This window comes from Janthinobacterium sp. TND4EL3 (assembly GCF_900156175.1).
Classification (GTDB): domain Bacteria; phylum Pseudomonadota; class Gammaproteobacteria; order Burkholderiales; family Burkholderiaceae_D; genus Janthinobacterium.
The window spans coordinates 202,757-228,759 of sequence record NZ_FTMV01000006.1 but is presented as its reverse complement, the minus strand read 5'-3'; the positions used below and the strand labels follow the sequence as shown (position 1 = coordinate 228,759).

The window sequence follows — 26,003 nt, the reverse complement described above, 5'->3', positions numbered from 1 at the left end:
TTGAGGTTTTGGGGGCTTGCAAGGGATAGACGCGCGGTGCTGCCCGTTTATTCCACCGCTGGCGGATTATTTTTCGGGTGCAGGCTGGCCCACAGGTGGGCGGCCGCCATGGTGCGGTGCGGCGCGTACTGGCGCAGCCACTCTTCCGTGCGCGCCACGTCCGGCTTTGTTTCTTCGCCGAGCAGCTTTTGCAGGGCGGCGCGGATGGCCACGTCGCCGTGCAGCGAGCAGTCGGCATAGCCGTAGCCGCGCAGCAGCGCGTAATTGACGGTCCACGGGCCGATGCCCTTCACGGCCAGCAGCGCCTGCGATATGGCCGCCACGTCGCCGGAGGAAGGCAGCTCCAGCGACAGTTCCCCCTCGTCGACGAGGCCGGCCAGGCGCAGCACGGTCTCCGCCTTGGCGCGCGAGAATTTGCGGCTGGTCAAATCCTCGACGGACAGCCGCGCCACGTCGTGCGCCTCCGGGTAGCACCACAAGCCGCTGGCATGACGGCGCCCCGCCTGCAGAATGAAGGTGCGGCGCAGGGCGATGGCGAACGGCAGGTTGATCTGCTGGCCGATGATGGCCCACGTCAGCGCCTCGAAGGGGCTGGCCGATTGCACGATGCGCAAGCCCGGATTGATGCGGATCAAAGGCGCCAGCAGCGGATCGGCGGCAGCCAGCCGGGCAAACGGCTGCGGGTCGATGCGCAGGCCGAGGATGTTGAGCAGCGCGCCGTGCAGCGCCGTTTGCAGAGCGTCACTGGCGCCGCCGTCGATTTCGGCGCGGCAGGCGGCCGCATCGTCCGTGAAGGCCACGTCCAGCACGACAGGCACGCCGGCAAGCAGGATGCCCTTGCGCAGGCCTGTCGCGGTGACCTGTTCGGCCACGGCTTCCCCGTCGCGGCTGTGGAAGGCGATGACGTCGTCGCGGCGGTAGCCGGCGGGCAGGGGGAGGGTCCAGTGCAGCAGGGTCATGGTGGCCAAAATCAGGGAAGGTAGCAGGGGCGCGCCGCTGGCGCATCTTGTTTCTTGCTTTTCAGGCGTCAGCGCACGCAGAGGCCAGGGTTGGGCGGCGTCAGGGCGGCCGCGTGCTGGATCTGCAGGGCATCGGGCACGCCATTCTTGACAGCCGTCAGTTCGGCCAGGATGGAAATGGCGATTTCGGCCGGCGTCTTGCTGCCGATGTACAGGCCGATGGGGCCGTGCAGGCGCGCCAGCTGCTCCGCGCTGACGTCGAACTGCAGCAGGCGCTCGCGGCGCTTGGCGTTGTTGGCGCGCGAACCGATGGCGCCGACATAAAAAGCGGGGGATTTGAGTGCTTCCATCAGGGCCAGGTCGTCGAGCTTGGGGTCGTGCGTGAGGGCGACGACGGCGCTGCGGCTGTCGAGCTTTAATTCCAGTACGAGGTCGTCCGGCATGGCGTGCAGCAGGGGCACGCCGGGCACGTTCCAGCCGCCCCGGTATTCCTCGCGCGGGTCGCAGACGATGACGTGGTAATCCATGGCCATGGCGATTTGCGCCACGAAGCGCGACAGCTGGCTGGCGCCGATGATCAGCAATCGCCAGCGCGGGCCGTGCTGCGTGGTGAGCACGCCATTTTCCAGGGCCAGCACGGCGCCCGGCGCGGCGGTTTGCAGGGTGACGGCGCCCGTGCCCAGGTCGAGGCGGCGTTCGACCAGTTCGTGCGCTTCGAGGCGCGCCAGCAGTTCGGCCACGCGGCTGTCCGCATGCAGCGGCTCGATGGCCAGTTCGATGGTGCCGCCGCAGGGCAGGCCGAAGCGGTGCGCCTCGTCGGCGCTGATGCCGTAGCTGACGATGTCGGGCCGCGTGCGCACGATGCCGTGCACGCGCACGGTGTCGATCAAATCATCCTCGATGCAGCCGCCGGAGACGGAGCCGACCACCGTGCCATCGTCGCAGATGGCCAGCGTGGCGCCCACGGGGCGGGAGCTGGAGCCCCAGGTCTTGATGACGGTGACCAGTTCGCAGCGGTGCCCGGCGGCGAGCCACGCGGCGCTGGTCTTCAGAACTTCAAGGTCGATGCTGTCCATGGGGCGCGGGAGTTACATGCCGTATGTTTGCGGCAAAGTATGGAATAGTATTCAAGATTATGGATATACTACCTGTTCCACCACCCTGCGGAGAATTTTCATGTCAAATGAAGTCAAGACGCAAGAAGAGGGTATTCCCAAGTTCGGCAAGCTGCTCGTCATCCTGTTTCTGGCCGTGGTGTTCTGCGGCGCCCTGACCTGGATCATGGGCACCTACTTCCCGAACTTCCCCGGCGCCTGAGCAAACCCTGTTTGATCAGGATGAAGAACGTCTAACAGAACCGTAGCGAGCGGCAGCGATTTGTGGCCGAGAAGCGCAACTGTGCCTGGCACGGGGCCGCCGAGGCAGTGAGCATCGCAGACCGCAAAGCGCGACGCGCAGCAGGTTATGGTAGGCGTTCTAAGGCTTGAGCGGCTTCTTCGCCGCCTGCTTGGCGCGCACGTCGATGACGGCGCGGTTGATGGCCGCCATGCGCGAGTTGGTGCCCGGGTGCAGGGCCGTGTAGCCGTTGGCGACGCTGGCCGGCACTTGCGTGGACAGGCGTTGCCAGAAGCGGGCGGCGTTGTCGATATTGTAGCCGGCGCGCGCCAGCAGGTAGATGGCCAGGGCGTCCGCTTGCGCGTCGAGTTCCTGCGGCATAGCCTTGATGCCGGCGGCGCCCGTCAGCATCGACACGTCGGGCTGCACGGCGCCCAGGCTGTCGATGATGCTGCCGGCCGTCCCTGCCGTGCGCTGGCTGCGCGCGTGGTCGAGGATGTTGTGCGCCATTTCGCGGGCGATGACAAAGGCGATGCCTTCGTCGTTTTGCGCCGCATTGATCATGCCGCGGGTGAGCATGATGCGCGCGCCGTCCGAATAGGCGTTGATATTGTCCGCATTGCCCAGGGCGACGCGGAAGGCGCAGGCGCGCGTGACGGGAATCTTTAAATCCTGCTGCTGGCCGTCGCGGGCGATGGTCATGTTCAGGCTGGCGCTTTTCGAGGCCAGCGGGCCGACGATGGCGCCGAACGGGCCTTCCGCCTTGGGACCGGCCGGCAGCGGCTTGCCTTCGGCGGCCAGCAAGCCGTCACCCTTGCGCAAGCCGGCGCGGGCGGCGCCGCTGCCCGGCAAGACGCCGGACACCTGCATCTGCTCGCCATAGCCGAGCGCCGCCTGCGCCGCGTCGGCATAGATGCCAGGGTAGGAATACTTGTTCTGCGCCGTGAAGCCCAGCAGGTTGCGCGCATATGTCTTGCACAGGTCCGCGTTGTTGATCAGCAGGGGCGCCGAGACTTTCGACAGGCGGTCCTGCAGCGCCACCATCTTCACCAACTCCTCCTGCGCCGCCTTTTGCTGCGCCGTCAGGGCCGGCGCTTCGGGCGCCGGCACGACGTTGAACGGGCCGCTGACCGTCGTCGACGGCGTGGTGCAGGCCGAGAGCAGGGCAACGCAAGCCACCAGCAGTGGCGAGGCCAGATGGCGCAGCGAAGTTTTGGCTGGGGCGATGTGGCGGAAACCTGGCATAAGACGATCCTTAATGTTTGCCGGTGCTGCCGAAACCGCCAACACCGCGTTCGCTGTCGCCGAATTCCTCGACGACGTTAAAGCCCACTTGCAGCACCGGCACGATAATGAGCTGCGCCAGGCGCTCCATGGGGGCGAGCGTAAAAGCGCTCTGGCCCCGGTTCCAGGTCGATACCATCAGCTGGCCCTGGTAATCGGAGTCGATCAAGCCTACCAGATTCCCCAGAACGATGCCGTTCTTGTGGCCCATGCCGCTGCGCGGCAAGATCATGGCCGCATACGACGGGTCGCCGATGTGAATGGCCAGGCCGGTCGGAATGAGCACGGTCTGGCCGGCTTCGATGGTGATGGCCTCGTTGATGCAGGCGCGCAGGTCGAGTCCCGCGCTGCCCGGGGTGGCGTAGGCCGGCAGCAGTTCTTGCATGCGGGCGTCGAGGATCTTGATGTCGATATTTTTCATGAATCTAAATGAGCTAATGCGTATAAAGGGTTACTTGAGGAGCGAGTTTTTTGCCAGCCGCTTCGAGATTTCCGAAATCAGCTGGCGCGCCAGGTTCAGTTTCGAGGCGCGCGGCAGCACGGTATGGCCATCCTCGTCGAAGAGGATGATGGTGTTGTCGTCCTGGCCGAAGGTGTTCTGGCCGATATTGCCAACGAGCAAAGGAATGCCCTTTTTCTCGCGCTTGACCGAGCCGAATTCCACGAGGTTTTCCGATTCGGCGGCAAAGCCCACGCAATACGGATAGCCGGCCAGGTTGGTGCGCGCCGCCACGGTGGCCAGGATGTCGGGATTTTGCGCGAACTGCAGTTCCGGCACGGAGCCGTCGGCCTGCTTTTTCATTTTCTGTTCGCTGGCGTTGACGACCCGCCAGTCGGCCACGGCGGCGACGGCGACGAAGACATGCTGGTCGTCGACATGGGCCAATACCGCATCATGCATCTGCTGCGCGCTTTGCACATTGATGCGGCGCACGCCAAACGGCGATTCGAGCGCCGTGGGACCCGAAATGAGCAGCACTTCGGCGCCCGCCTCGCGCGCCGCCCGGGCCACGGCATAGCCCATCTTGCCCGAAGACAGATTGGTAATGCCGCGCACGGGGTCGATGGCCTCGAAAGTGGGGCCGGCCGTGACCAGCACGCGCTTGCCCGCCAGGACCTTCGGCTGGAAGGCGGCGATCAGCTCCGTCAAGAGCTGCTCCGGTTCCAGCATGCGGCCCAGGCCAACTTCGCCGCAGGCCTGTTCGCCGGCCGCCGGGCCGAACAGCTTGATGCCGTCGTCGCGCAGCTGCTGCACATTGCGCTGGGTGGCCGGGTTCTGCCACATTTCCACGTTCATGGCCGGCGCCACCAGCAAAGGCAGGTGGGCCGGGCGGGCCAGGCACAGGGTCGACAGCAGGTCGTCGCATACGCCGTGCGCGAGTTTGCGCATAAAATCGGCCGAACACGGCGCGATCAGGATGGCGTCCGCATGGCGCGTCAGATCGATGTGCGCCATGTTGTTATCGATGCGGGCATCCCACTGGCTCGTGTGCACGGGGTGGCCGGACAGCGCCTGCATCGTCACGGCCGTGATGAAATGGCTGGCCGCATCCGTCATGACCACCTGTACCGAGGCGCCAGACTTGGTCAGCGCGCGGCACAGTTCCGCCGCCTTGTAGCAGGCGACGCCGCCTGACAGTCCCAGGACGATTTTTTTGCCGGACAATTCCATGCCGTTCTCCCGCTGTTATTTGTTTACACGGCGCAGTTCATCGATGATGAACAGGGCCGCGCCGATGCAGATGGCGCTGTCGGCGATATTGAAAGCGGGGAAATGGCCCCAGCTCTTCCAGTGAAAATCGAGGAAATCGACCACGTGGCCATACATCAGGCGGTCGATGGCGTTGCCCAGCGCGCCGCCGAGTATCAGCGCCAGGGCCCAGCAGAACATGCGCTGGCCGGCGTGCTTTTTCAGCAAATAGATGATGTAGATGGCGGCCGCCAGGGCGATGCCGGTGAAGAAATAGCGCTGCCAGCCGCCCTGGTCGGACAGGAAGCTGAACGCGGCGCCCTTGTTATATGCGAGCACCAGGTTGAAATACGAGGTGATGACCATCTCTTGCGCATAGCGGAAGGTCTTCAGGATCGTGATCTTGGTGATCTGGTCGAACAGGATGACGATGGCGGCGATGCCCAGCCAGGGCACCAGCGACGATGAGGACGACGATTTCGATGAAAAACGGTTTTTAGTGGCCATATTTTTCCAGGGAAGATAAAGCCGCCGCCACCCTGGCGGGCAGCGGCGGTGGGAGGCGGGCGGACTGGGTATGAATTCCAGTCCCGCGCCGTCTTAGGCGAAGCGGCGTTTCTCGCCCGCGCCAAACAGATTGCTGACGCAGCGGCCGCACAGGGTGGCATGCGCGGCGTCCGTGCCCACGTCGGCGCGGTAGTGCCAGCAGCGCTCGCACTTCGGTGCCGTCGACGCGGCCACGAGCACTTCCTCGGCCGCTTCCTCAAGCACTTCGACAACGCTGGCCTGCGAGGTGATGAAGACGAACTTCAAGTCCTCGCCCAGGGTCGTCAACAGCTTGTACTTCATCGGCGCGGCCTTGATCGTCAGTTCCGCCTGCAGCGAGGAACCGATGGCGCCCGAAGTGCGTAAGTCTTCCAGCTGCTTCGTCACGTCCGTGCGCACGGCGCGCAGGGCCGTGTATTTCTCCAGCAGGGCGGCCGCGTCCGACACTTCCGGCAGCTGCCACCAGGTTTGCGTGAAGATGGTTTCATCGCTGGCGGCATACGCTTCCGCGCCGGCGAAGACTGCCCACGCTTCTTCGGCCGTGAACGACAGGGCCGGGGCCATCAGGCGCAGCAGGCTTTGCGTGATGTGCCACAGCGCCGTCTGTGCCGAACGGCGCGCGTGCGACGTCAGGCCCGAGGTGTACAAACGGTCCTTCAGGATGTCGAGGTAGAAGCCGCCCAGGTCTTCCGAGCAGTAGGTCTGCAGCTTCGACACGACGGGGTGGAACTCGTAGCGCGCATAGTTGTTCTCGATCTGCTGCTGCAGCGATGCCATGTTGGCCAGCGCATAGCGGTCGATTTCGAACATCTCCGCCACCGGCACGGCGTCCGTGGCCGGATTGAAGTCCGAGGTGTTCGCCAGCAGGAAGCGCAGGGTGTTGCGGATGCGGCGGTACGATTCCGTCACGCGTTTGAGGATCTCGTCGGAGATCGACAGCTCGCCCGTGTAGTCGGTCGAGGCGATCCACAGGCGCAGGATATCGGCGCCCAGGGTGTCCGAGATCTTTTGCGGCGCCAGCGTGTTGCCCAGCGACTTGGACATCTTCTTGCCTTCGCCGTCGACCGTGAAGCCGTGCGTGAGCAGCGCCTTGTACGGCGGACGGCCGTTCAGCATCGACGACACGAGCAGCGACGAGTGGAACCAGCCGCGATGCTGGTCCGAGCCTTCCAGGTACAGGTCGGCCGGGAATTGCAGCTGCGTCGAGTGCGAACCGTGGGCCTGCGGGCCGCCCAGCACCGTCTGGTGCGTGGCGCCGGAATCGAACCACACGTCCAGGGTATCCTTGTTCTTGGCGTAGATGGCCGCTTCGTCGCCGATCAGGTCTTTCAGATCCAGCGCCTGCCATGCCTCGATGCCGCCCTTTTCGATCAGCTTGGCCACCTGCTCCAGCAGTTCCGGCGTGCGTGGATGCAGGTCGCCCGTTTCCTTGTGCACGATGAAGGCCATCGGCACGCCCCACTGGCGCTGGCGCGACAGGGTCCAGTCGGGACGGTTGGCGATCATGCCGTGCAGGCGCGCCTGGCCCCAGTCCGGGAAGAACTCGGTGTCGGCGATGCCTTGCAAGGCCGTCTCGCGCAGGGTCGCGCCGCCGTCCTTCGGCGTCAGGTCCATGCCGGCGAACCACTGCGACGTGGCGCGGTAGATGATCGGCGTCTTATGGCGCCAGCAGTGCATGTAACTGTGGTCGAACATCTTGACTTCGAACAAGGCGCCCGCTTCTTTCAGGGCATTGCAGATCGGTTTCGACGCTTCCCAGATGGTCATGCCGCCGAACAGGGGCAGGGTCGAGGCGAACTTGCCGTCGCCCATGACGGGCTTGATGATGTCGTCGTCCTTCATGCCGTGCGCCTTGCACGAGATAAAGTCGTCCAGGCCGTAGGCGGGCGCCGAGTGCACCACGCCCGTGCCGCTTTCCGTGGTCACGTATTCGGCCAGGTACAGCGGCGACAAACGGTCGTAGAAGGCGTCAGCCGCATGCAGCGGGTGGCGGAAGCTGATGCCGGCCAGGGCGGCGCCGTCGCAGGTGGCGATCGTCGTGCCATCGAGCTTGAAGCGCGCCAGGCTGGCCACGACCAGGTCTTGCGCCAGGATCAGCAGCAATGGCTGGCCGTCGCGCTCGGCCTTCACCAGCGAATACTTCACTTCCGGGTGCACGTTGAGCGCCTGGTTCGACGGGATGGTCCACGGCGTCGTGGTCCAGATGACGATGAAACCGTTCTCGGTCGGCAGGGCAGGCAGGCCAAAGGCGGCCGCCAGCTTTTCCGGTTCGGCGAACTTGAACCCGACGTCGATGGCGGGATCGCGTTTTTCCGCGTATTCCACTTCCGCCTCGGCCAGCGCCGACTGGCAGTCGAAGCACCAGTTGACGGGCTTCAGGCCGCGGTAGACATAGCCTTTTTCCAGCAGCTTGCCCAGCGCGCGCAGCTCGTCGGCTTCATTGCCGTGCGCCATGGTCAGGTAGGGGTTGTCCCACTCGCCGAGCACGCCCAGGCGAATAAAATCCTTCTTCTGGCGCTCGACCTGCACGTTGGCGTAGGCGCGGGCCTTTTCCAGCACTTCAGCCGTCGGCAGGTTTTTGCCGTGCAGTTTTTCGATCTGGATCTCGATCGGCATGCCGTGGCAATCCCAGCCCGGCACGTAGGGCGCGTCGAAGCCGGCCAGCGAGCGCGATTTGACGACCATGTCTTTGAGGATCTTGTTGACGGCGTGGCCCAGGTGGATGTCGCCATTCGCGTACGGCGGGCCGTCGTGCAGGATGAATTTCGGACGGCCGGCGGCAGCCTTGCGCACGCGCTCGTAGATTTTCTTGTCTTGCCACTGCTGTACCCATTGCGGCTCGCGCTTGGCCATGTCGCCGCGCATCGGGAACGGGGTTTCCGTCATGTTGACCGGGTATTTGCTTTCAGGTTTCTTGTTCTGCTTGGGCGTGGCTGGCTTGTTTTGATCGGACATAATCTTCTTTAATGATATTGAATGGTTTGCGGCGGCAGGGGCCGCCAGGCGGCGGAGTTGGCCGGCGTCAAATTCGGTCGGTGGCGGTAATGGCGCCGCTGCGCTGCTCGAAGTAGGCGCGCGCCTGGTTCGAGTCGCGCTCGATGGCGGCCGTCAGGGTGGGCAAATCGTCGTATTTCTCTTCGTCGCGCAGCTTTTGCAGGAATTCCACGCGCACCAGCTTGCCATAGCACGATTGCGCGAAATCAAACAGATGCACTTCCAGCAAGACGCGGCCGCTGTCGTCGACGGTCGGGCGCACGCCCAGGCTGGCCACGGCCGGCAGCGGTACTGGTCCCAGGCCGTGCACCTGCACGATGAAGATGCCGGACAGGGCGGGGCGGTGCGCCACGCGCAGGTTCAGGGTGGGGAAGCCGAGGGTGCGGCCCAGCTTCTGGCCGTGGATCACATGGCCGGAAATGGCGTAGGGATGGCCCAGCAGCTGCTGCGCCAGCGGGAAGTCGCCGGCGGCCAGCGCCAAGCGCACGGCCGACGAGGAGATGCGCGTGCTGCCATTCATGACGGTGGGCAGTGTTTCTACATGGAAACCATATTGGCGGCCCGCTTCCTGCAGCATGGCCACGTCGCCGGCGCGCCGGGCGCCATAGCAAAAGTCGTCGCCGACCATCAGCCATTTCACGTGCAAGCCGTCGACGAGGACTTTTTCCGTGAATTCCTGCGGCGTCAGGGCGGCGAACTGGGCGCTGAAGTGCTCGACGACGACCCGGTCGATGCCGGCGTCATCGAGCGACTGCAGCTTGTCGCGCAGGTTGGCGATGCGTTGCGGCGCCTTCGACAGGTCGCCCGCGCGCTGCGCGAAGAATTCGCGCGGGTGCGGTTCGAACGTCATCACGGCCGCTTCGATGCCGAGTTCGGTGGCAGCTTCGCGCACGCGCGCCAGCAAGGCCTGATGGCCGATGTGGACACCGTCAAAATTGCCGATGGTCAGAGCGCAAGGCGCTCGAGCCTGGGCATTGGGAAGTCCGCGGAATACCTTCATAGGAATCTGATGAAAAACTGTGCCAAAAGGGGGATTATACGGACTGTTTCAGCGATGCACACCCGGCAGGGCGGCCGCAGGGGTAATTTCCCTGCTGAAATGATAAAAAGCGTTGCCGGCGGGTGTGCCGGCAACGCTTTTGGTGGTGGGCACTCGACTAGCTGCCCGACAATATCCTGAGGATATAATCTTATTTATTCATCAAGGCCCAGTAGCGGGCCAGGTCGGCAGCGCCATCCGTGCCCTTGACGGCTTTCAGCGCGGTCGATGCGTTGGCCTTCTTGCCGGCGTGGATGTAGGCGATGCCCAGGTGCAGCTTGGCTTCTTCCGGATACTTGGCGGTGCCCATCTTCACGGCGTCATTCATCAAGCCCAGGCCTTTGTCGGCCTGGCCATCGTAGACCAGGGCGAAGCCCAGCTTGCTCAAGCTGTCGGCGTCCTTGTTCTTGACGTATTCCGCTTCCGACTTGGCGGCGTTGGCCTTCAGGTCAGCCTGGGTCTTCAGGGCCAGGTCTTTCAAGCGCTGGTGACGGGCGGCATCGGCGCCGGTACCCAGCACGCCTTTTTTGTAGCCCTGCTCGATGATGCTCAACGCTTCGCCAGGATTGCCTGCTTGCAATGCCAACTGGCTGATTTCCATGTATTCGGAAGGCTTGGTGAACAGGCCGTTGGCCAGGCGCAGGCGCTGGACGTCCAGGCCCAGGCGTTGCGAGAAGCCAGGCTTGCCCGAGACGCGGTTCAGCAGGTCGGCCCAGTAGCTGGTCTTCGGATAGCTGCCAGCCAGTTTTTCCAGGGTGGCAACATAGCCGGCCTTGTCGTTTTGCTTCAACTGGATGTTGGCCAGCATCTGCAGGCTCGCTTCCGAATTGCCGCCGCGCGCTTGCAGTTCTTTCGCCGCTTCGGCGTAGTTGCCGCTGACATAGTAGGTCTGGATCAGCAGTTCGCGCATCTGTGGATCTTCGCGGTCTTTCAGCGAACGTTTGATCCAGGTGATGGTGTTCGGCCAGTCCTTGGCGCGGTAGTACATGCCGGCCAGTGCTTGCGTGAATTTGGGGGCTTCGGCGGCGCTCAGGCGGCCGGAATTGATGACGGCTTCAAAAGCCTTGATGGCGGTGCCGTTATCGCCGGCGGCAGCAGCGGCCGAGGCGCGCACGCGCTCGATCTGGTAGCTCTCAAAGGCGGTCTTGCCGCCGACGCTGTCAGCTTCGCGCAGCTTGGCCAGCGCTTCCTTGTTCTTGCCGCTGCTAGCGAGTTTTTGCGCTTCTTGCAGTGGCTTGCCCACTTCGGCACGCACGGTGTCGGCGGCATATGCCAGCGAGCCCAGGCCGATTACAGGAGTTGCTGCGGTAAAACCGATAGCGGCCATGACGAGGCCGAGATGAGCGAGACGAAACTTGGACATGAGAAAGTCTTTCAGTAAAAAGCGAATAGGCAGGAAGTCCTGCCTATTCGGATGTAAAGAGAACCTGATTGCTGCAGCTTACTGGAATTGCTCGTTGCCGACCAGACCGATTTTGGTCACGCCCAGACGCTGTGCCGACGCCATCACACCGGCGACGACTTTGTACTCCACCAGCTTGTTGGGGCGCAGATGCACTTCCGGCTGGTCTGCTTGCGCAGCGACGTTGCTCAGCTTGGCTTCCAGCGACGCACGGTCAGGAACGACCTGATTGTCCCACAAGATGGTGCCGTCAAAATCGACATCGATCGTGACGACCACTGGTTCCGTTGTCGGTGGCGGCGGGGTGCCGACCGGCATGTTCAGGTTCACCGAGTGGTTTTGCTTAGGAATCGTGATGATCAACATGATAATCAGCACCAGCATCACGTCGATGAGGGGCGTCATGTTCAGTTCCATCATTGGTTCCGGATCCGCGTTTGGCGAACTGCCCGAACCGACATTCATACTCATAGTATTTCCTTTAAGAAGTCCAACGAAGCGCCGGGCGAGACTGCCGCCCGGCAAGCTTCCGACAGTGGCGTCCCGCTGTTGCCGGGGCGCCGCTGTCAGCCGCTATCAGCCCTTGTCAGGTGGTTCGGTGATGAAGCCGACCTTCTGGATCCCGGCACGTTGGGTCGTGTAAATAACCCGGCCGATCGATTCGTAGCGTGTTTCTTGGTCGCCACGAACGTGTACTTCCGGCTGCGGTACTTTCACTGCTTCAACTTTCAGATAATCGAACAGTTCGTTCGTATCTTTCAGTTTCTTCTGGCCCAGATAGATCTCGCCATCCTTGTTGACAACGATGTTGACGTTTTCTGGCTTGCTTTGAAGGGCTTGGTTGGCCTCGATCGGCAGATCGATTTTCTGCAATTTGAGGACAACCGGACTGGTGATCAAGAAAATGATCAGCAAAACCAACATGATGTCGACGAGCGGCGTCGTGTTGATTTCTGACATTACTTGATCTTCATCTCCGCTGTCGGAGCCGACGGACATCGACATGATTCTTATCCGATCTTTTTAGCGCCGGCAGCACGGCCAGCTTCGCTGGTCGACATGGCGCCGGAGATCAGGACCGAGTGAACGTCGGCGCTGAACGAGCGTACGTCTTCCATTGCGGTTTTGTTACGACGCACCAGCCAGTTGTAACCCAGAACGGCAGGAACGGCGACCAGCAGACCGAAAGCGGTCATGATCAGTGCTTCACCAACTGGACCTGCAACCTTATCGATCGAAGCGTTACCGGTCATGCCGATGTTGGTCAGCGCGCCATAAATACCCCAAACGGTACCGAACAGACCGATAAACGGTGCGGTCGAACCAACGGTTGCCAGGAACGACAGGCCATCTTGCAGACGCGACTGGACTTTGTCCGAAGCGCGCTGGATCGACATCGTCACCCAGGTCGACAGGTCGATTTGTTCCAGCAGGGCGCCGTCGTGGTGAGCGGTTGCCTTGGTGCCCGATTCAGCGATGAAGCGGAATGGCGAGCCTTCGGTCAGGGTTGCCGAACCGGCAGCGATCGAAGGGGCTTTCCAGAACTTGGCAGCCGTTTCTTTCGCTTGCTTGAAGATCTTCATTTGATCCATCAGCTTGGTGATGATGATGTACCAGCTGCCGATCGACATGATGGCCAGGATGATCAGGGTGGCGCGTGGCACGAAGCCGCCGTCCCACACTGCTTGCAGGCCGAACGGGTTGTGGACTTCTTCGGTTTTGGCTGGAGCTGCTGCGTCAGCGGCTGGAGCGGCTGCGTCTGCTGCTGGAGCTGCTGCATCAGCAGCTGGTGCTGCCGGTGCTGCGTCTGCCGCTGGAGCCGAAGCGGCTGCCGATGCTGGCGCGTCAGCGAAAGCTGGTGCTGCTACCAGGGCGGTAGTAGCGGTGACGGACAACAGAACCGCGGCAAAAAATGCGGACAAACGGGTATTCTTAAACATGCTTCCTCCAAAATTAAAAATAACAGATCGCTGAACGTAATGACAACGAAATCATGGTGTGAGACAGTGGATAACTGTCTCGGGTTTTAATCCAGCGACCAAACGTATTGCATTTGCTGCCAGCCTTGTTCCGGCTTGCCGTCGACTGTTGCCGGCTTAAATGTGCAGCGGCTGATACCTTGCACCGCAGCTTTGTCCAGGTCTCTGAAGCCGCTTGACTTCACGATCTTCGAATCAGCGACCTTGCCATCCACACCGATCAGGAAGGACAGTGTCACCACACCGGTTTCCTCATTGCGCTGCGACGACTTTGGATAAGCCGGCTTTTCGCAGACACTGAAGTCAACCACGGCCGGCGTACGCACCGATTTGGCTGGTCCAGGAGTTGGCGCAGGCTGTGCAGGCGGTGCTGGCGGTGCCAATACATTCGTGGCTGGCTTCACAGCAGTCGTATTTGCAATCACGTTCTGTTGTGGTGGCGGCTGCTGCACGTTCACCTCGACTGGCGGAATGAATGGCGGCGGTGGTGCCTTCATTTCTGGCGGCGGTGGTGGCGGTGGAAGATCCTTCGGTGGAGGCGGTTTGACTTCCTCGATAATCTTGGTTTCAACCGGTTCCATCATTTTGGTGACCAACCGCTTGCCCAAGCCCGTCACGATCCCGTAAGCCGCGAGAACGTGCAGCAGGACAACGATAGTGATGCCTGTGTAGTTCTTGGGACTTTTCTCGTTCGAAAAATTCATGCCTGCTTTCTCCAAATACCATCTCTTGTCTTGCAACTGAACCCCAAAATGACGACACAAAGCTCCAGCCGTATCCGGGACGTCGCCGAATTATACATACGAATTCTTTATTTTACACAGATTTTTAACGCCTAAAACCGGTTAAATTTTTGCCGCTTTTGCGCCCTGAAAACGTACTTGCTTATGTCATCTTTGCACGCTTTCTGACAGAAAAAAAGGCGGTCTTATCGGTTTTTTACAGCCGTTTTGGGCTACCACTGCTAAGTTCTCCGATGTGCCGATCTGGCGGAATTATATTTCGTGATATCCAATATGGAAACTGCTAAATTTGGATGAAAATATTTCCCCTGTGAAATGTTTTGCCTCGGAACCAGACCACTTAGCCTTTCCTTCGCACCAAACAGGTGCGGAAAGAACTTTGCACAGGTCAAAAAAGGCGGCCCCGGAGTCCCCTCCGAGGCCGGTCAGCCATACTGAATTGTGATGCCGGCATAGCGCGCGCTTATGTTCTTGCCAAAATTCTTGCCAGGAAGTTCATTTTTTGAAGCCGTCCCGGCAGGCAAGGCCTTGCGCCGCGACCGGCCCTAGGGGCGCACGACGGGGTCGTCGCGCCGGTTGCGCTTTTCCCGTCGGCAATTGAGCGTACCCAGCACGACGCCCTGCGGATCGACCGTGTCCAGGTGCACGTCGAAGCCCCACAGGCGCGCCACGTGCTTGAGCACTTCCGTCGCCTGCTGGTTCAGCGGGCGGCGCTGGAACTGCGTGTGGCGCAAGGTCAATGCCCGGTCGTCGCGCGTGTTGACGGACCACACCTGGATGTTCGGCTCGCGGTTGCCCAGGTTGTACTGCTCGGCCAGCTGCTGGCGCACGTAGCGGTAGCCGGCATCGTCGTGGATGGCGGAAACGGCCAGCTTTTCATTCTTGTCGTCGTCGAGCACGGCAAAGAAGTGGAATTCGCGGATCAGCCGTGGCGACAGGTACTGGGCGATGAAGCTTTCATCCTTGAAATTGCGCATGGCAAAGTCCAGGCTCTTGCGCCAGTCGCTGCCGGCCATGTCGGGAAACCAGGCGCGGTCTTCGTCCGTCGGGTGTTCGCAGATGCGGCGGATGTCGCTCATCATGGCAAAACCCAGCGCATACGGATTGATGCCGCTGTAATACGGGCTGTCGATGGGGGGCTGGTAGACGACATTGGTATGGCTTTTCAGAAATTCCATCATGAAGCCGTCGCCCACGACGCCTTCATCGTAGAGCTGGTTCAATATGGTGTAGTGCCAGAACGTGGCCCAGCCTTCGTTCATGACCTGGGTTTGCCGCTGCGGATAGAAATACTGGGATATCTTGCGCACGATGCGCACCATCTCGCGCTGCCACGGTTCCAGCAGCGGCGCGTACTTCTCGATGAAGTACAGCAGGTTTTCCTCGGGTTCGGGCGGAAAGCGCGGCGCGGCCCGGCGCTGGTCGCCCTCGTCCTCGTCGTCGTCGCGCCGGGGCAGGGTGCGCCACAGCTGGTTGATCTGCGACTGCACATAGGCTTCGCGCTCCTTCTGGCGCGCATATTCCTTGGCCATCGACAGTTTCGCCGGCCGCTTGTAGCGGTCCACGCCATAGTTCTGGATGGCGTGGCAGGAGTCGAGCAGCAATTCCACGGCGTCGACGCCGTGGCGCTGCTCGCATTCGCTGATGTAGTTCTTGGCAAATACCATGTAGTCGATGATGGCGTCCGCATCCGTCCAGGCGCGGAACAGGTAGTTGCCCTTGAAGAAAGAGTTATGGCCGTAGGCCGCGTGCGCGATCACCAGCGACTGCATGGTCAGGCTGTTTTCCTCCATTAAATAGGCGATGCACGGGTTCGAGTTGATGACGATCTCGTAGGCCAGGCCCATCTGGCCCCGCTTGTAGCTTTTCTCGGTGGACAGAAAATGCTTGCCGAACGACCAATGATTGTAGGAAACGGGCATGCCGACCGAGGTGTAGGCATCCATCATCTGTTCGGCCGTGATGATTTCCAGCTGGTTCGGATAGGTGTCGAGGCCGAACTGTTTCGCCACGCGGCGGATTTCCTCGTGGATTTGCTCGATCAGCTCGAACGTCCATTCCGACTGCTCGGGCAGGGCGTTCGGGTGGCGCAGGCGCACGAACGGTTCGCCCGGGGTGTTGCTGGCGCGGTCAAAGGCTGCACTCATCATTTCACCTGTTTCTTGAACAGTTCGCGGAAGACCGGGTAGATATCGGCCGGCGTGACGATCTTTTGCATGGCGAAATGGGCGTGATGGTCGAGCACGCCCGCATATTGCTCCCACAGGTTTTGCTGCGGGCCGTCGGTGATCTCGACATAGGTGTAGTACTGCACCTTGGGCATGATGGTATTAATTAGGAGCTGGCGGCACAGCACGGAGTCGTTGTCCCAGTTGTCGCCATCCGACGCCTGCGCCACATAGCTGTTCCACTGCCCGGCGCCATAGCGTTCGTCAATAATCGTGTTGAGCAAGTGCAAGGCGGACGACACGACGGTGCCGCCCGACTCGCGCGAATTGAAGAAATCATGCTCGTTCACTTCCGCGGCCGCCGTATGGTGGCGGATGAAGACCACCTCGATCTTGTCGTAGGCGCGCTTGAGGAACAGATACAGGAGGATGAAGAAGCGCTTGGCCGTGTCCTTGCGCGATTCGTCCATGGAGCCGGAGACGTCCATGATGCAGAACATGACGGCCTGCGTCATGGGCTTGGGCACCTTGATGCGGTTGCTGTAGCGCAAGTCGAACGGGTCGATGAAGGGGATGGCCAGCAGGCGCGTGTGGATGTGGTGGATCAGGCGGCGCAATTCCTGCACCAGCACGTCGTCCTCGGGCGCGCCTTCGCGCAGCAGTTCGGCCAGCTGTTCCTCGGCCTGGGCCAGCTGCTTGCGGGCGCCGCCGCCGACGGCGATGCGCCGGCCCAGCGCGCCGCGCAGGGAGCGCAGCACGTGGATGTTCGATGGCGTGCCCGACATATTGTAGCCGGCCCGCTGGTTCTTGAATTCCGTGGTGGCCGTCAGCTGGGTTTTCACCATGTGCGGCAATTCCAGGTCTTCGAAGAAGTAATTCATGAATTCTTCGCGCGACAATTCGAAGATGAAATCGTCTTCCGTCGTCTCCTCGCTGTTGCCCGCCTTGCCCCGCCCGCCGCCGCCACCGCCTTTCGGCCGCGCGATCTGGTCACCCTTCAGGTATTCCTTGTTGCCGGGATTGACCACTTCCCATACGCCGCCGTGCGCGTGGCCAAACGACGGTTCCCCCACGTCCTTGACGGGGATGCTGACTTTCTCGCCATTCTCGACGTCCGTGATCGAGCGCCCCTTGATGGCGCGCCCCACGGCATCCTTGATCTGGCCCTTGTAACGCCGCAGGAAACGCTCGCGGTTGACGGCGGATTTGTTCTTGCTCTGCAAGCGCCTGTCGATGAGGTATGTCAAAGGGTGCCTCCTTGCTTCTCGTCTTGCGCGCCCCGCCAGTCTCCGGGCGGGGCGCGCCCGCTGTCCGCGCTAGGATGACTTGCGCACGCGCAAGTACCATTCGCATAACAGGCGTACCTGCTTGGCCGTATAGCCTTTTTCCACCATGCGGGCCACGAAGTCGGCGTGCTTGTTGGCATCGTCGGCGCTGGCCTTGGCATTGAAGGAAATCACGGGCAGCAATTCCTCCGTATTCGAGAACATTTTCTTTTCGATCACGGTGCGGAACTTCTCGTAACTGGTCCAGGCGGGATTCTTGCCGCCGTTCGACGCCCGCGCGCGCAAACCGAAGTTGACGATTTCGTTGCGGAAGTCTTTCGGATTGGAAATGCCCGCCGGCTTCTCGATCTTTTCCAGCTCATTGTTCAGCGATTCGCGGTCAAAGCTTTCGCCCGTGTCCGGATCGCGGTATTCCTGGTCCTGTATCCAGAAATCGGCGAACGTCACGTAGCGGTCGAAAATGTTCTGGCCGTATTCCGAATAGCTTTCCAGGTAGGCCGTCTGGATTTCCTTGCCGATGAATTCCACGTAGCGCTGCGCCAGGTGCTCCTTGATATAGGAGAAGTAGCGCTGCTCGAGTTCCGGCGCGAACTGCTCGCGCTCGACCTGCTGTTCCAGTACATATAATAAGTGCACGGGATTGGCGGCCACTTCGGAATTGTCAAAGTTGAACACTTTCGACAGGATCTTGAAGGCAAAGCGCGTCGACAGCCCGTTCATGCCCTCGTCCACGCCCGCGTAATCGACGTATTCGTGCATGGACTTGGCTTTCGGGTCCGTGTCCTTGAGGTTTTCGCCATCGTAGACGAGCATCTTCGAGAAGATGCTGGAGTTTTCCGGGTCTTTCAGGCGAGACAGGATGGCGAACTGCGCCATCATGCGCAGGGTGCCGGGCGCGCACGGGGCTTTCACCAGCGAGGAATTGGCCACCAGCTTGTCGTAGATCTTGATTTCATCGGACACGCGCAGGCAGTACGGCACCTTGACTATATAGATACGGTCAAGAAAGGCCTCGTTGTTGCGGTTGTTCTTGAACGTCTTCCATTCCGACTCGTTCGAGTGGGCCAGGATGATGCCGTCGAACGGGATGGCGCCGAAGCCTTCCGTGCCCTTGTAATTGCCTTCCTGCGTGGCCGTCAGCAGCGGATGCAGCACCTTGATGGGCGCCTTGAACATTTCCACGAATTCCATCAGGCCCTGGTTGGCCAGGCACAGGCCGCCAGAATAGCTGTAGGCGTCCGGGTCGTCCTGCGCATAGTCTTCCAGCTTGCGGATGTCGACCTTGCCCACCAGCGAGGAAATATCCTGGTTGTTTTCGTCGCCCGGCTCCGTTTTCGAGATGGCGATCTGCTTCAGCACGGACGGGTAGCGCTTGACGACGCGGAACTGGTTGATGTCGCCATTGTATTCATGCAGGCGTTTCACGGCCCAGGGGCTGGGGATGTTGCGCAGGTAGCGCCGCGGGATGCCGTAATCCTCTTCCAGGATGGTGCCGTCCTCTTCCTCGTTGAACAGGCCCAGCGGCGATTCGTTGACGGGCGAGCCTTTCAGGCAATAGAAGGGCACGTGTTCCATCAGCGACTTGAGCTTTTCCGCGATGGACGACTTGCCGCCGCCGACAGGCCCCAGCAGATACAGGATCTGCTTGCGTTCTTCCAGGCCTTGCGCCGCGTGGCGGAAATACGAGACGACCTGCTCGATGACTTCCTCGGTGCCGTAGAACTCGCGGAAGGCCGGATAGATCTTGATCACCTTGTTGGCGAAGATGCGCGACAGGCGCGTGTCGTTGCGCGTGTCGACCAGCTGCGGCTCGCCGATGGCGGCCAGCATGCGTTCGGGCGCGCTGGCATACGTCAGCTTGTCCTTCTTGCACAGGGCCAGGTACTCGGTGAGCGACATTTCCTCTTCGCGGGTGCGCTCGTAGCGTGCTGCATAGTTATCAAAAATGGTCATGTCAATGTCCTTTAATGTCAACCTGAATTGCCAGTCACCATGGCCGCCCGCCTGCCACTCGCCTGGGCTTGCCATCTGAACTTTTCCTGTACCCCGTATCGATTTTTATTGTTGTTTCAAGCCCGGCTGTCTTTGCGAGTCCGGATTGCCCGGACCAAAAAACTGGCGCTTGATGCCGTGTGCTGACGTGGCCAGCCGGCTTTTTTGTCATGTGTTGATAGCGCTTGTTGCACCTACCTTTACCCCATGAAATTAATTATTGCTCTAAAGGATCAGGAAGTCAAAAGATATGTCGGCATATCCTTAATACTTGTTTGTAAATTGTTGATTTAATTGGATAAAACATCAAATTTTTCATCCATTTCAATGAACTTTTTTGTCCCTTTTAAACCATCATACGACAATTCGCCAGCGCGTGCCGGTGCGGGCCATCGCGGCCCGGCGCCGGTGAGGCTGGCCATCTTGCGCTAAGATGCCTGCATGTCCGATGGCCCTGCGCGCCGCGCGCGCGCGCCAGCACTTTTATCTTCACCCTATAAGGAACACCCATGATGCACCCCCAATTGCGCGCGATCGTCCGCGGCATGCCAAAAGCCGAACTGCATATCCATATCGAGGGCTCGCTGGAGCCAGAACTGATTTTCGCACTGGCAGAGCGCAATGGCGTGCCTCTGGGCTATGAATCGGTAGAACACTTGCGCAGCGCCTATGCTTTTACAGATTTGCAGTCTTTTCTCGACATTTATTACGCTGGCGCAAGCGTGCTCTTGAAAGAGCAGGATTTCTATGACATGACACAAGCCTACCTGCGCCGCGCCGAAGCCGATAACGTCTTGCACACGGAAATCTTCTTCGACCCGCAAACGCACACGGCGCGCGGCGTGCCGATGGCCGACGTGATCAACGGCATCCACCGCGCCTGCCAGGACAGCCCCGTCAGTGCCAGCCTGATCCTGTGCTTCCTGCGCCACCTGAGCGAAGCGGAAGCGTTCGAGACCCTGGAAGACGCGCTGCCGCACCGCGACAAGTTCATCGGCATCGGCCTCGATTCCTCGGAAGTGGGCAACCCGCCAGAGAAATTTTCGCGCGTGTTTGCCCGTTGCCGCGAGCTGGGCCTGCACCTGGTGGCCCACGCGGGCGAGGAAGGCCCGCCAGCCTACATCCGCACGGCGCTCGACGATTTGAAGGTCGAACGCATCGACCATGGCGTGCGCTGCCTGGAAGACGCGGACCTGACGGCCCGCCTGGCGCGCGAACAGGTTGCGCTCACCGTCTGCCCGTTGTCGAACACCAAGCTGCGCGTGTTCGACCAGATGCATGACCATAACCTGGTGCAACTGCTCGACGCGGGCCTGCTGGTGACGGTGAACTCGGACGATCCCGCGTATTTTGGCGGCTACATGAATGACAATTTCGACGCCATCTTCGACGCCTTGCCGCTGGGCCTGTCGCATGCGCAACGCCTGGCGCGCAACGGTTTTATCGCCGCCTTCCTGCCGCAGGCGCAGAAAGACGCGTTTCTCGCCACCGTCGACGCGTATTTCGCGCAGCACGCCGCCGCCCACGGCGCCACGCAATAACTTGTCATAAAGACCCGCCGCCCATGCTCCGCCTCTCCCTCAAAATGACCGGGCGCGACTGGCGCGCCGGGCAACTGCGTTTCCTCCTCGTCGCGCTGATCGTCGCCGTGGCGGCCCTGTCGGCCGTGGGCTTCTTCGTCGACCGCCTTCGCGCGGGCCTGAACCGCGACGCGCACCAGCTGCTGGGGGCCGACCTCGTCATCAATGCCGACCAGCCCGTCAACGCCGTCTGGCGCGCCGAAGCGCAGAAGCGCGGTTTTATCCTGGCCGACACGGTGACCTTTCCCAGCATGGCGCAGGCGGGCGCAGGCGAGCAATCGACCTCGCAGCTGGCGTCCATCAAGGCCGTCTCGCCCGGTTACCCGCAGCGGGGCAAGCTGAAAATCACGACCAAACCGAGCGAAGCGCAGGACGCCGTGGGCCAGCCGACGGAGCAGGTGCCGGCGCCCGGCACCGTGTGGGTCGATGCGGCAATACTTTCCAGCCTGAACGCGAAGCTGGGCGACACCCTGACCCTGGGCGACAAGGCATTTACGGTGACGCAACTGATCGCCAGCGAACCGGACCGCGGCGCATCGTTCTTGAACTTCGCCCCCCGCGTGATGCTGCCCTTGAGCGACCTGGCCGCCACGGCGCTGGTGCAGAACGGCTCGCGCGTATCGTATCGGCTGCTGCTGTCGGCGCCGCCGGCCAAGGCGGCGGATCTTGCGCAATATCAAGCCTGGCTGGAAAGCCAGATCAAGGCGCAATCCATCAAAGGCGTGCGCATCGAATCGCTGGAATCGGGCAGCCCGCAGATGCAGTCGACCTTGGACCGCGCCGACCGTTTCCTGTCGCTCGTCGGCCTGCTGTCGGCCATGCTGGCGGCCGTCGCCGTGGCCATGGCGGCGCGCCGCTTCATGCTGCGCCACCTCGATGCCTGCGCCATGCTGCGCTGCCTGGGCCTGACGCAGAACCAGGTCACGGCCATGTACGTGATCGAATTCTTATTGGTGGGCCTGGCGGGCAGCGTGATCGGCGTGCTGGTGGGCTACGGCGGCCACCTGGTCCTGCTGGAGTTGCTGGGCAAGCTGGTGCAGAGCGACTTGCCGCCCGTGTCCCTGCTGCCCGCGCTGCAGGGCGTGGCCACCGGCATGCTGCTCTTGCTGGGCTTTGCCCTGCCACCGATTTTACAGTTGCGCAATGTTCCCCATAACCGCGTGATCCGCCGCGAACAGGAGCCGCCGCAGGCGCTGGCCCTGGCGACCTACGGCCTGGGCATCGCCGCCTTCGTCGTGCTGCTGCTGTGGCAGGCGGGCGACGTGAAGCTGGCCTTGCTGACGGCGGCCGGTTTCCTCGGCGGCTTCGGCCTGTTCGCCCTGGCCGGCTGGCTGGGCATCCGCTCGCTGAAAAGCCTGCGCGGCCTGTTCCGGCACCAGGGCTGGCGCTTTGCCGTCACCTCATTGCAGCGCCGTCCGGGCGCCACCGTGATCCAGGTGGTGTCGCTGGCGCTGGGCCTGATGGCCTTGCTGCTGCTGACGGTGGTGCGCGGCGACCTGATGGTGGCCTGGCGCAACGCCACGCCGCCGGACGCGCCGAACCGTTTCATGATCAATATCTTGCCGGAACAGAAAGAACCGATTGCCGCGCGCCTGGCGCAGGCGGGCGTGGCCAACGCACCGCTGTATCCGATGATACGTGGCCGGCTGGTGGCCGTGAACGGCAATGCCATCACGGAAAGCACGTATGAGGACGACCGCGCCAAGGGCCTGGCCGACCGCGAATTCAATCTGTCGACCATGGCGACCATGCAGGAAGAAAACAAGCTCGTCGCCGGCAAGTGGTTCAGTAACGCGCCGGGCGCGCCGGCGGAAGCGTCGGTGGAAGAGGGCATCGCCAAGACCCTGAAGCTGAAACTGGGCGACAAGCTGCGCTTCGACATCGCCGGCCAGCCCGTGGAAGCGGCCATTACCAGCTTGCGCAAGCTGGAATGGGGCTCGATGCGCGTCAATTTCTTTGTCATCATCAATCCGGCCGCCATGGCGGACACGCCGCAGACGTGGATCACGGCCTTCCACCTGCCTGCCGCGCAGGCGGACCTGGGCAACGCCCTGCTGCGCGAGTATCCGAACCTGACGGTGGTCGACGTGGGCGGCGTATTGAAACAGATCCAGGGCGTGCTGGACCAGGTGGTGACGGCCGTCGAATTCCTGTTTGCCTTCACGCTGGCCTCGGGCTTGCTGGTGCTGAATGCGGCCCTGATGGGCTCGCAGGACGAGCGCACGCGCGAGGCGGGCCTGCTGCGCGCGCTGGGCGCCACGCGGCGCCAGCTGGCGCAGGCGCAGCTGATCGAGTTCTCGCTCGTCGGCGCGCTGGCCGGCCTGCTGGCCGCATCGGGCGCGGCGGCCATGGGCTGGGCCCTGGCCACGTACCAGTTCAAGTTCGCCTGGAGCTTCGCACCGGGCGTGTGGGCGTTCGGCCTGCTGGCCGGCGCCCTGTGCGCGATCGCCGGCGGCTGGCTGGGCTTGCGCAATGTCTTGAAGCATCCGCCGCTGCAGACCTTGCGCGAAGGCTGATGGCCCCCTACGCGCTGACGCTGTCGCCCGCGCCCGCGCGCAGGAATTGCGCGTAGGACATCACCGGCTGCCCCAGCTGGTGGGGCGGCACGTCGAACAGGGCCCAGAAATACGTTTCGCGGCCCAGGCAGATGGTGGGCGCGGCGCAGTAGCGGAACCAGTTTTCGCCGATGTGGGCCGCATACATGCCGTCGCTGTCGGCGTCGGAAAAATACGGGATCACGCGCATTTCCAGCAGGGCCAGCAGCAGGGAGTCGGGCGCGTCGCTGTCGCGCGCCATCTCGTACTGCGTGTGCAGGCTGCGCTCCGTCTCGATGATCATCAGCCTGGCGTGGCCGTCGCGCGTAAAGAACAGGATGCCGCTGGGATTGGGAAAGATATAAAACTCGACAAAGCCGTGGCGCCGGCACAGCTCGTGCACGACGGCGGCCAGGGCTTCGTCTTGCAGGAAACTATAGTCGTGCAGTAACAGCAAGTCGCGCACGGTGTCCGACTGCTGCAGGAAGAATTCGCGCTGCAGGGCGTGGACTTCCTGTTCCAGGATGTCGAGCGCATCGTCGTCGCTCTTCTTGATGTAGCGGTCGATCAAGCCCCGGTTGAAGGCCGTCACGGCCACTTTTTCATCGGCTGCGCCCGTGAATAAGATCTTTTTGCAAGGCAAGTCGCGCACGGCCTGGCAGAATTCCAGGCCGTTCATCTGCGGCATCGAATAATCGACCACCAGCACGGACGGCACGGCAAAGCGCTGCGCCTGGCCGCTGATGCGCCAGATGCGTTCCAGGTCGAGGGCCACGTTGCACTGGTCGGGCGGCAGGTTCTGCGTGTCGAAATTGACGTGCAGCGGCGTTTCGCCCAGCTGCGTGCTGTGGCGCAGCCAGTGCAGCGCGCTGCTCGTGTCGTGGAAGGTCTTGCGCGCCAGGCCGGGATCGAGCTGGAACGCCAGGCTTTTCAGGAAGGAATCGCTGTCGTCGATCAATACGGTCAGGGTCGGATGGGTGTAGACGGGCAGTTGCATGCGTCACCTCGCGCGGTGGATGGATGGAAAACGGCTGGGCCTGGGCGTGGACACGGGGTGCGGAAACTCCAGCACGAAGATGGCGTAGGCATTTTCGCGCGCCACGCAGCGGATGCGGGCATGCCAGGCTTGCATGATCTGGCGGCACAGGGCCAGGCCGATGCCGCTGCCGTTGTGCGCGGGATACGAATAGAAGCGGTCGAAGATCAGCGGCAATCGGCTGGCCGCGATGCCGCAGCCCGTGTCGATGAACAGCAGGCGCGGCACGGGCCGCGCGCCGTCGATGATGATGCGCACGCGGCCCTTGCCGGCGCGCTGGATGCCTTTCAGGGCATTGCGCAGCAAATTGAGCAAAATCGCCGCGCACAGCTCGGACTGTCCGTGAAACGTGAAGTCGGCCCGTACGTCGACCTTGACCAGGTCGCGCTGCGCCGTGCTGGTGAACGGGTAGCGGCGCAGCACGGCGGCGACGCTGTCGTGCATGGCCACCGTTTCGTTCGCTTCCAGCTTGCGGTTGACGGCGCTGGCGCTGAGCAGGAACAGATCGATCATGTGGTGCATATGGCGTACTTCGAAGCGGATGCGCGCCAGCGCCTCCTGGCTGGCCGCGTCCGCTTGAAGGCCGCTGGCGTTGCGCTGCATGCCTTGTTGCGACCCGCGCTGCAGCCCGCGCACGTTTGCCTCGACGCTGACCAGCGGCGTGCGCAATTCGTGCGCCACGCTGCCCAGGCCGGCCGCCAGCCCGGCCAGCTTTTCCTGCGCACCCACGTGGCGCCCCACCTTGACGACGGACAGGACGGCGATCGTGAACCCGTGCACGGGCAGTTGCTGCAAGACTTCGCGGCTGAGCATGACGGCCGGGTCGCCGCGCACGGCAAACGCCAGGCAGGCCAGCAAGGTGCCGCTCAGGTAGGCCAGCATGGCGATGCGTGCGTCGAAGTGAAACAGCACGATCAGGGCCACCAGCAGCGAATGCGCCCACAGCACCGAGGCGTGGTTCATCAGGAACATATACGTGAAGAAGAAGGGCAGTTCGAACGTCAGCCCCAGGAACAGGTAGGCGCCGAACCAGGTATTGCTGAAGCGCTCAGGCCATAGCGCGGGCAGGAACAGCAGCGCCGCCACGGCGCGCAGCAACGGCGACTCGTATTCCTGCGGAAAAACATACTGCCACAGCCAGTAGTACAGGGGCATGCCCAGGGCGCCGATGACGGCCAGCGCGCGCACCTGGGTGCGGCGTACCGGCATGTGCTCGATGGCGTCGTGGAAATGCAGGAAAGGCTGGAGCAGCTTGCCTTGCCAGTGTTTTCCAAAGGGGGACCGCGCATGCATCATGGTAGGGGCACACATTCGTTGAGGCATATCAATGCAACATGATCGGCGTGTTCCCGCAATAAAAGCGCCATATCGCCATAACTGTTGAGATGGATCAATCTCGTGCCGGATGGCTCGCGCATGTTGGACGCGGTAGTTCC

At 62.1% G+C, this 26,003-nt stretch carries 22 protein-coding genes; 3 read left to right on the top strand and 19 right to left on the bottom strand.

The window, feature by feature from the left end:
• Positions 1 to 47 precede the first annotated feature (47 nt).
• Positions 48 to 959, bottom strand: a complete 912-nt coding sequence (locus tag BXA07_RS12125) for a DNA-3-methyladenine glycosylase family protein (RefSeq protein WP_076568234.1) — start codon at positions 957 to 959, stop codon at positions 48 to 50.
• Positions 960 to 1,027: 68 nt separating this feature from the next.
• Entirely contained in the window at positions 1,028 to 2,035 is a 1,008-nt protein-coding gene (locus BXA07_RS12120; protein ID WP_076568175.1) for an XdhC family protein, read from the bottom strand.
• A gap of 100 nt (positions 2,036 to 2,135) precedes the next feature.
• Here BXA07_RS12120 and BXA07_RS30795 point away from each other — a divergent pair, with 100 nt between their 5' ends.
• On the top strand, positions 2,136 to 2,276 hold the full coding sequence (locus tag BXA07_RS30795; protein WP_170909650.1) for a hypothetical protein: 141 nt from the start codon (positions 2,136 to 2,138) through the stop codon (positions 2,274 to 2,276).
• Between the two features lie 159 nt (positions 2,277 to 2,435).
• Here the strand turns inward: BXA07_RS30795 and BXA07_RS12115 are convergent, their stop codons facing one another.
• From BXA07_RS12115 to BXA07_RS31600, 15 genes are all read right to left on the bottom strand, one after another.
• Positions 2,436 to 3,539 (bottom strand): M48 family metallopeptidase, encoded by a 1,104-nt coding sequence (locus BXA07_RS12115; RefSeq protein ID WP_076568174.1) that lies wholly within the window; start codon positions 3,537 to 3,539, stop codon positions 2,436 to 2,438.
• Between the two features lie 10 nt (positions 3,540 to 3,549).
• The gene (gene dut, locus BXA07_RS12110; protein WP_076568173.1) at positions 3,550 to 3,999 is read right to left on the bottom strand and encodes a dUTP diphosphatase; all 450 of its coding nucleotides are present in this window, start codon (positions 3,997 to 3,999) and stop codon (positions 3,550 to 3,552) included.
• A gap of 30 nt (positions 4,000 to 4,029) precedes the next feature.
• Complete coding sequence (coaBC, locus tag BXA07_RS12105) at positions 4,030 to 5,250, bottom strand: bifunctional phosphopantothenoylcysteine decarboxylase/phosphopantothenate--cysteine ligase CoaBC (protein WP_076568172.1); 1,221 nt, start codon at positions 5,248 to 5,250, stop codon at positions 4,030 to 4,032.
• Between the two features lie 15 nt (positions 5,251 to 5,265).
• Positions 5,266 to 5,775, bottom strand: coding sequence for a signal peptidase II (lspA, locus tag BXA07_RS12100; protein ID WP_076568171.1), 510 nt, complete (start codon positions 5,773 to 5,775; stop codon positions 5,266 to 5,268).
• A gap of 93 nt (positions 5,776 to 5,868) precedes the next feature.
• A complete protein-coding gene (gene ileS / locus BXA07_RS12095) occupies positions 5,869 to 8,769 on the bottom strand; it encodes an isoleucine--tRNA ligase (RefSeq protein ID WP_076568170.1) in 2,901 nt (966 codons plus the stop codon).
• A gap of 67 nt (positions 8,770 to 8,836) precedes the next feature.
• Positions 8,837 to 9,808: a bifunctional riboflavin kinase/FAD synthetase gene (locus tag BXA07_RS12090; protein WP_076568169.1), complete on the bottom strand. Its 972-nt coding sequence runs from the start codon at positions 9,806 to 9,808 to the stop codon at positions 8,837 to 8,839.
• Between the two features lie 190 nt (positions 9,809 to 9,998).
• Positions 9,999 to 11,210: a tetratricopeptide repeat protein gene (locus BXA07_RS12085; protein WP_076568168.1), complete on the bottom strand. Its 1,212-nt coding sequence runs from the start codon at positions 11,208 to 11,210 to the stop codon at positions 9,999 to 10,001.
• A 78-nt stretch (positions 11,211 to 11,288) separates the two neighbouring features.
• A complete protein-coding gene (locus BXA07_RS12080) occupies positions 11,289 to 11,720 on the bottom strand; it encodes an ExbD/TolR family protein (protein ID WP_212592291.1) in 432 nt (143 codons plus the stop codon).
• Between the two features lie 105 nt (positions 11,721 to 11,825).
• The gene (locus BXA07_RS12075) at positions 11,826 to 12,254 is read right to left on the bottom strand and encodes an ExbD/TolR family protein (RefSeq protein WP_071322342.1); all 429 of its coding nucleotides are present in this window, start codon (positions 12,252 to 12,254) and stop codon (positions 11,826 to 11,828) included.
• Between the two features lie 5 nt (positions 12,255 to 12,259).
• Positions 12,260 to 13,189, bottom strand: a complete 930-nt coding sequence (locus BXA07_RS12070; protein ID WP_212592290.1) for a MotA/TolQ/ExbB proton channel family protein — start codon at positions 13,187 to 13,189, stop codon at positions 12,260 to 12,262.
• 86 nt (positions 13,190 to 13,275) lie between these two features.
• Positions 13,276 to 13,932: an energy transducer TonB gene (locus tag BXA07_RS12065; protein ID WP_034754161.1), complete on the bottom strand. Its 657-nt coding sequence runs from the start codon at positions 13,930 to 13,932 to the stop codon at positions 13,276 to 13,278.
• A 584-nt stretch (positions 13,933 to 14,516) separates the two neighbouring features.
• Positions 14,517 to 16,118: a SpoVR family protein gene (locus tag BXA07_RS12060; protein WP_076568233.1), complete on the bottom strand. Its 1,602-nt coding sequence runs from the start codon at positions 16,116 to 16,118 to the stop codon at positions 14,517 to 14,519.
• Positions 16,118 to 17,386, bottom strand: coding sequence for a YeaH/YhbH family protein (locus BXA07_RS12055; RefSeq protein WP_076568166.1), 1,269 nt, complete (start codon positions 17,384 to 17,386; stop codon positions 16,118 to 16,120). Before BXA07_RS12055 ends, BXA07_RS12060 begins: the two co-directional genes overlap by 1 nt.
• A 69-nt stretch (positions 17,387 to 17,455) precedes the next feature.
• Positions 17,456 to 19,378 (bottom strand): PrkA family serine protein kinase, encoded by a 1,923-nt coding sequence (locus tag BXA07_RS12050; protein ID WP_034754154.1) that lies wholly within the window; start codon positions 19,376 to 19,378, stop codon positions 17,456 to 17,458.
• A gap of 329 nt (positions 19,379 to 19,707) precedes the next feature.
• Complete coding sequence (locus tag BXA07_RS31600) at positions 19,708 to 19,839, bottom strand: hypothetical protein (RefSeq protein ID WP_280175052.1); 132 nt, start codon at positions 19,837 to 19,839, stop codon at positions 19,708 to 19,710.
• Between the two features lie 87 nt (positions 19,840 to 19,926).
• Between BXA07_RS31600 and BXA07_RS12045 the strand changes: the two genes are divergently transcribed.
• Together BXA07_RS12045 and BXA07_RS12040 are read left to right on the top strand one after the other, a co-directional pair.
• Positions 19,927 to 20,958: an adenosine deaminase gene (locus tag BXA07_RS12045; protein ID WP_076568165.1), complete on the top strand. Its 1,032-nt coding sequence runs from the start codon at positions 19,927 to 19,929 to the stop codon at positions 20,956 to 20,958.
• 23 nt (positions 20,959 to 20,981) lie between these two features.
• Positions 20,982 to 23,513, top strand: a complete 2,532-nt coding sequence (locus tag BXA07_RS12040; protein WP_076568164.1) for an ABC transporter permease — start codon at positions 20,982 to 20,984, stop codon at positions 23,511 to 23,513.
• Between the two features lie 7 nt (positions 23,514 to 23,520).
• Here BXA07_RS12040 and BXA07_RS12035 read toward each other — a convergent pair whose 3' ends face one another.
• Together BXA07_RS12035 and BXA07_RS12030 are read right to left on the bottom strand one after the other, a co-directional pair.
• The gene (locus BXA07_RS12035; protein WP_076568163.1) at positions 23,521 to 24,528 is read right to left on the bottom strand and encodes a response regulator; all 1,008 of its coding nucleotides are present in this window, start codon (positions 24,526 to 24,528) and stop codon (positions 23,521 to 23,523) included.
• 3 nt (positions 24,529 to 24,531) lie between these two features.
• Positions 24,532 to 25,863: a sensor histidine kinase gene (locus BXA07_RS12030; protein ID WP_076568162.1), complete on the bottom strand. Its 1,332-nt coding sequence runs from the start codon at positions 25,861 to 25,863 to the stop codon at positions 24,532 to 24,534.
• Positions 25,864 to 26,003: the final 140 nt, after the last annotated feature.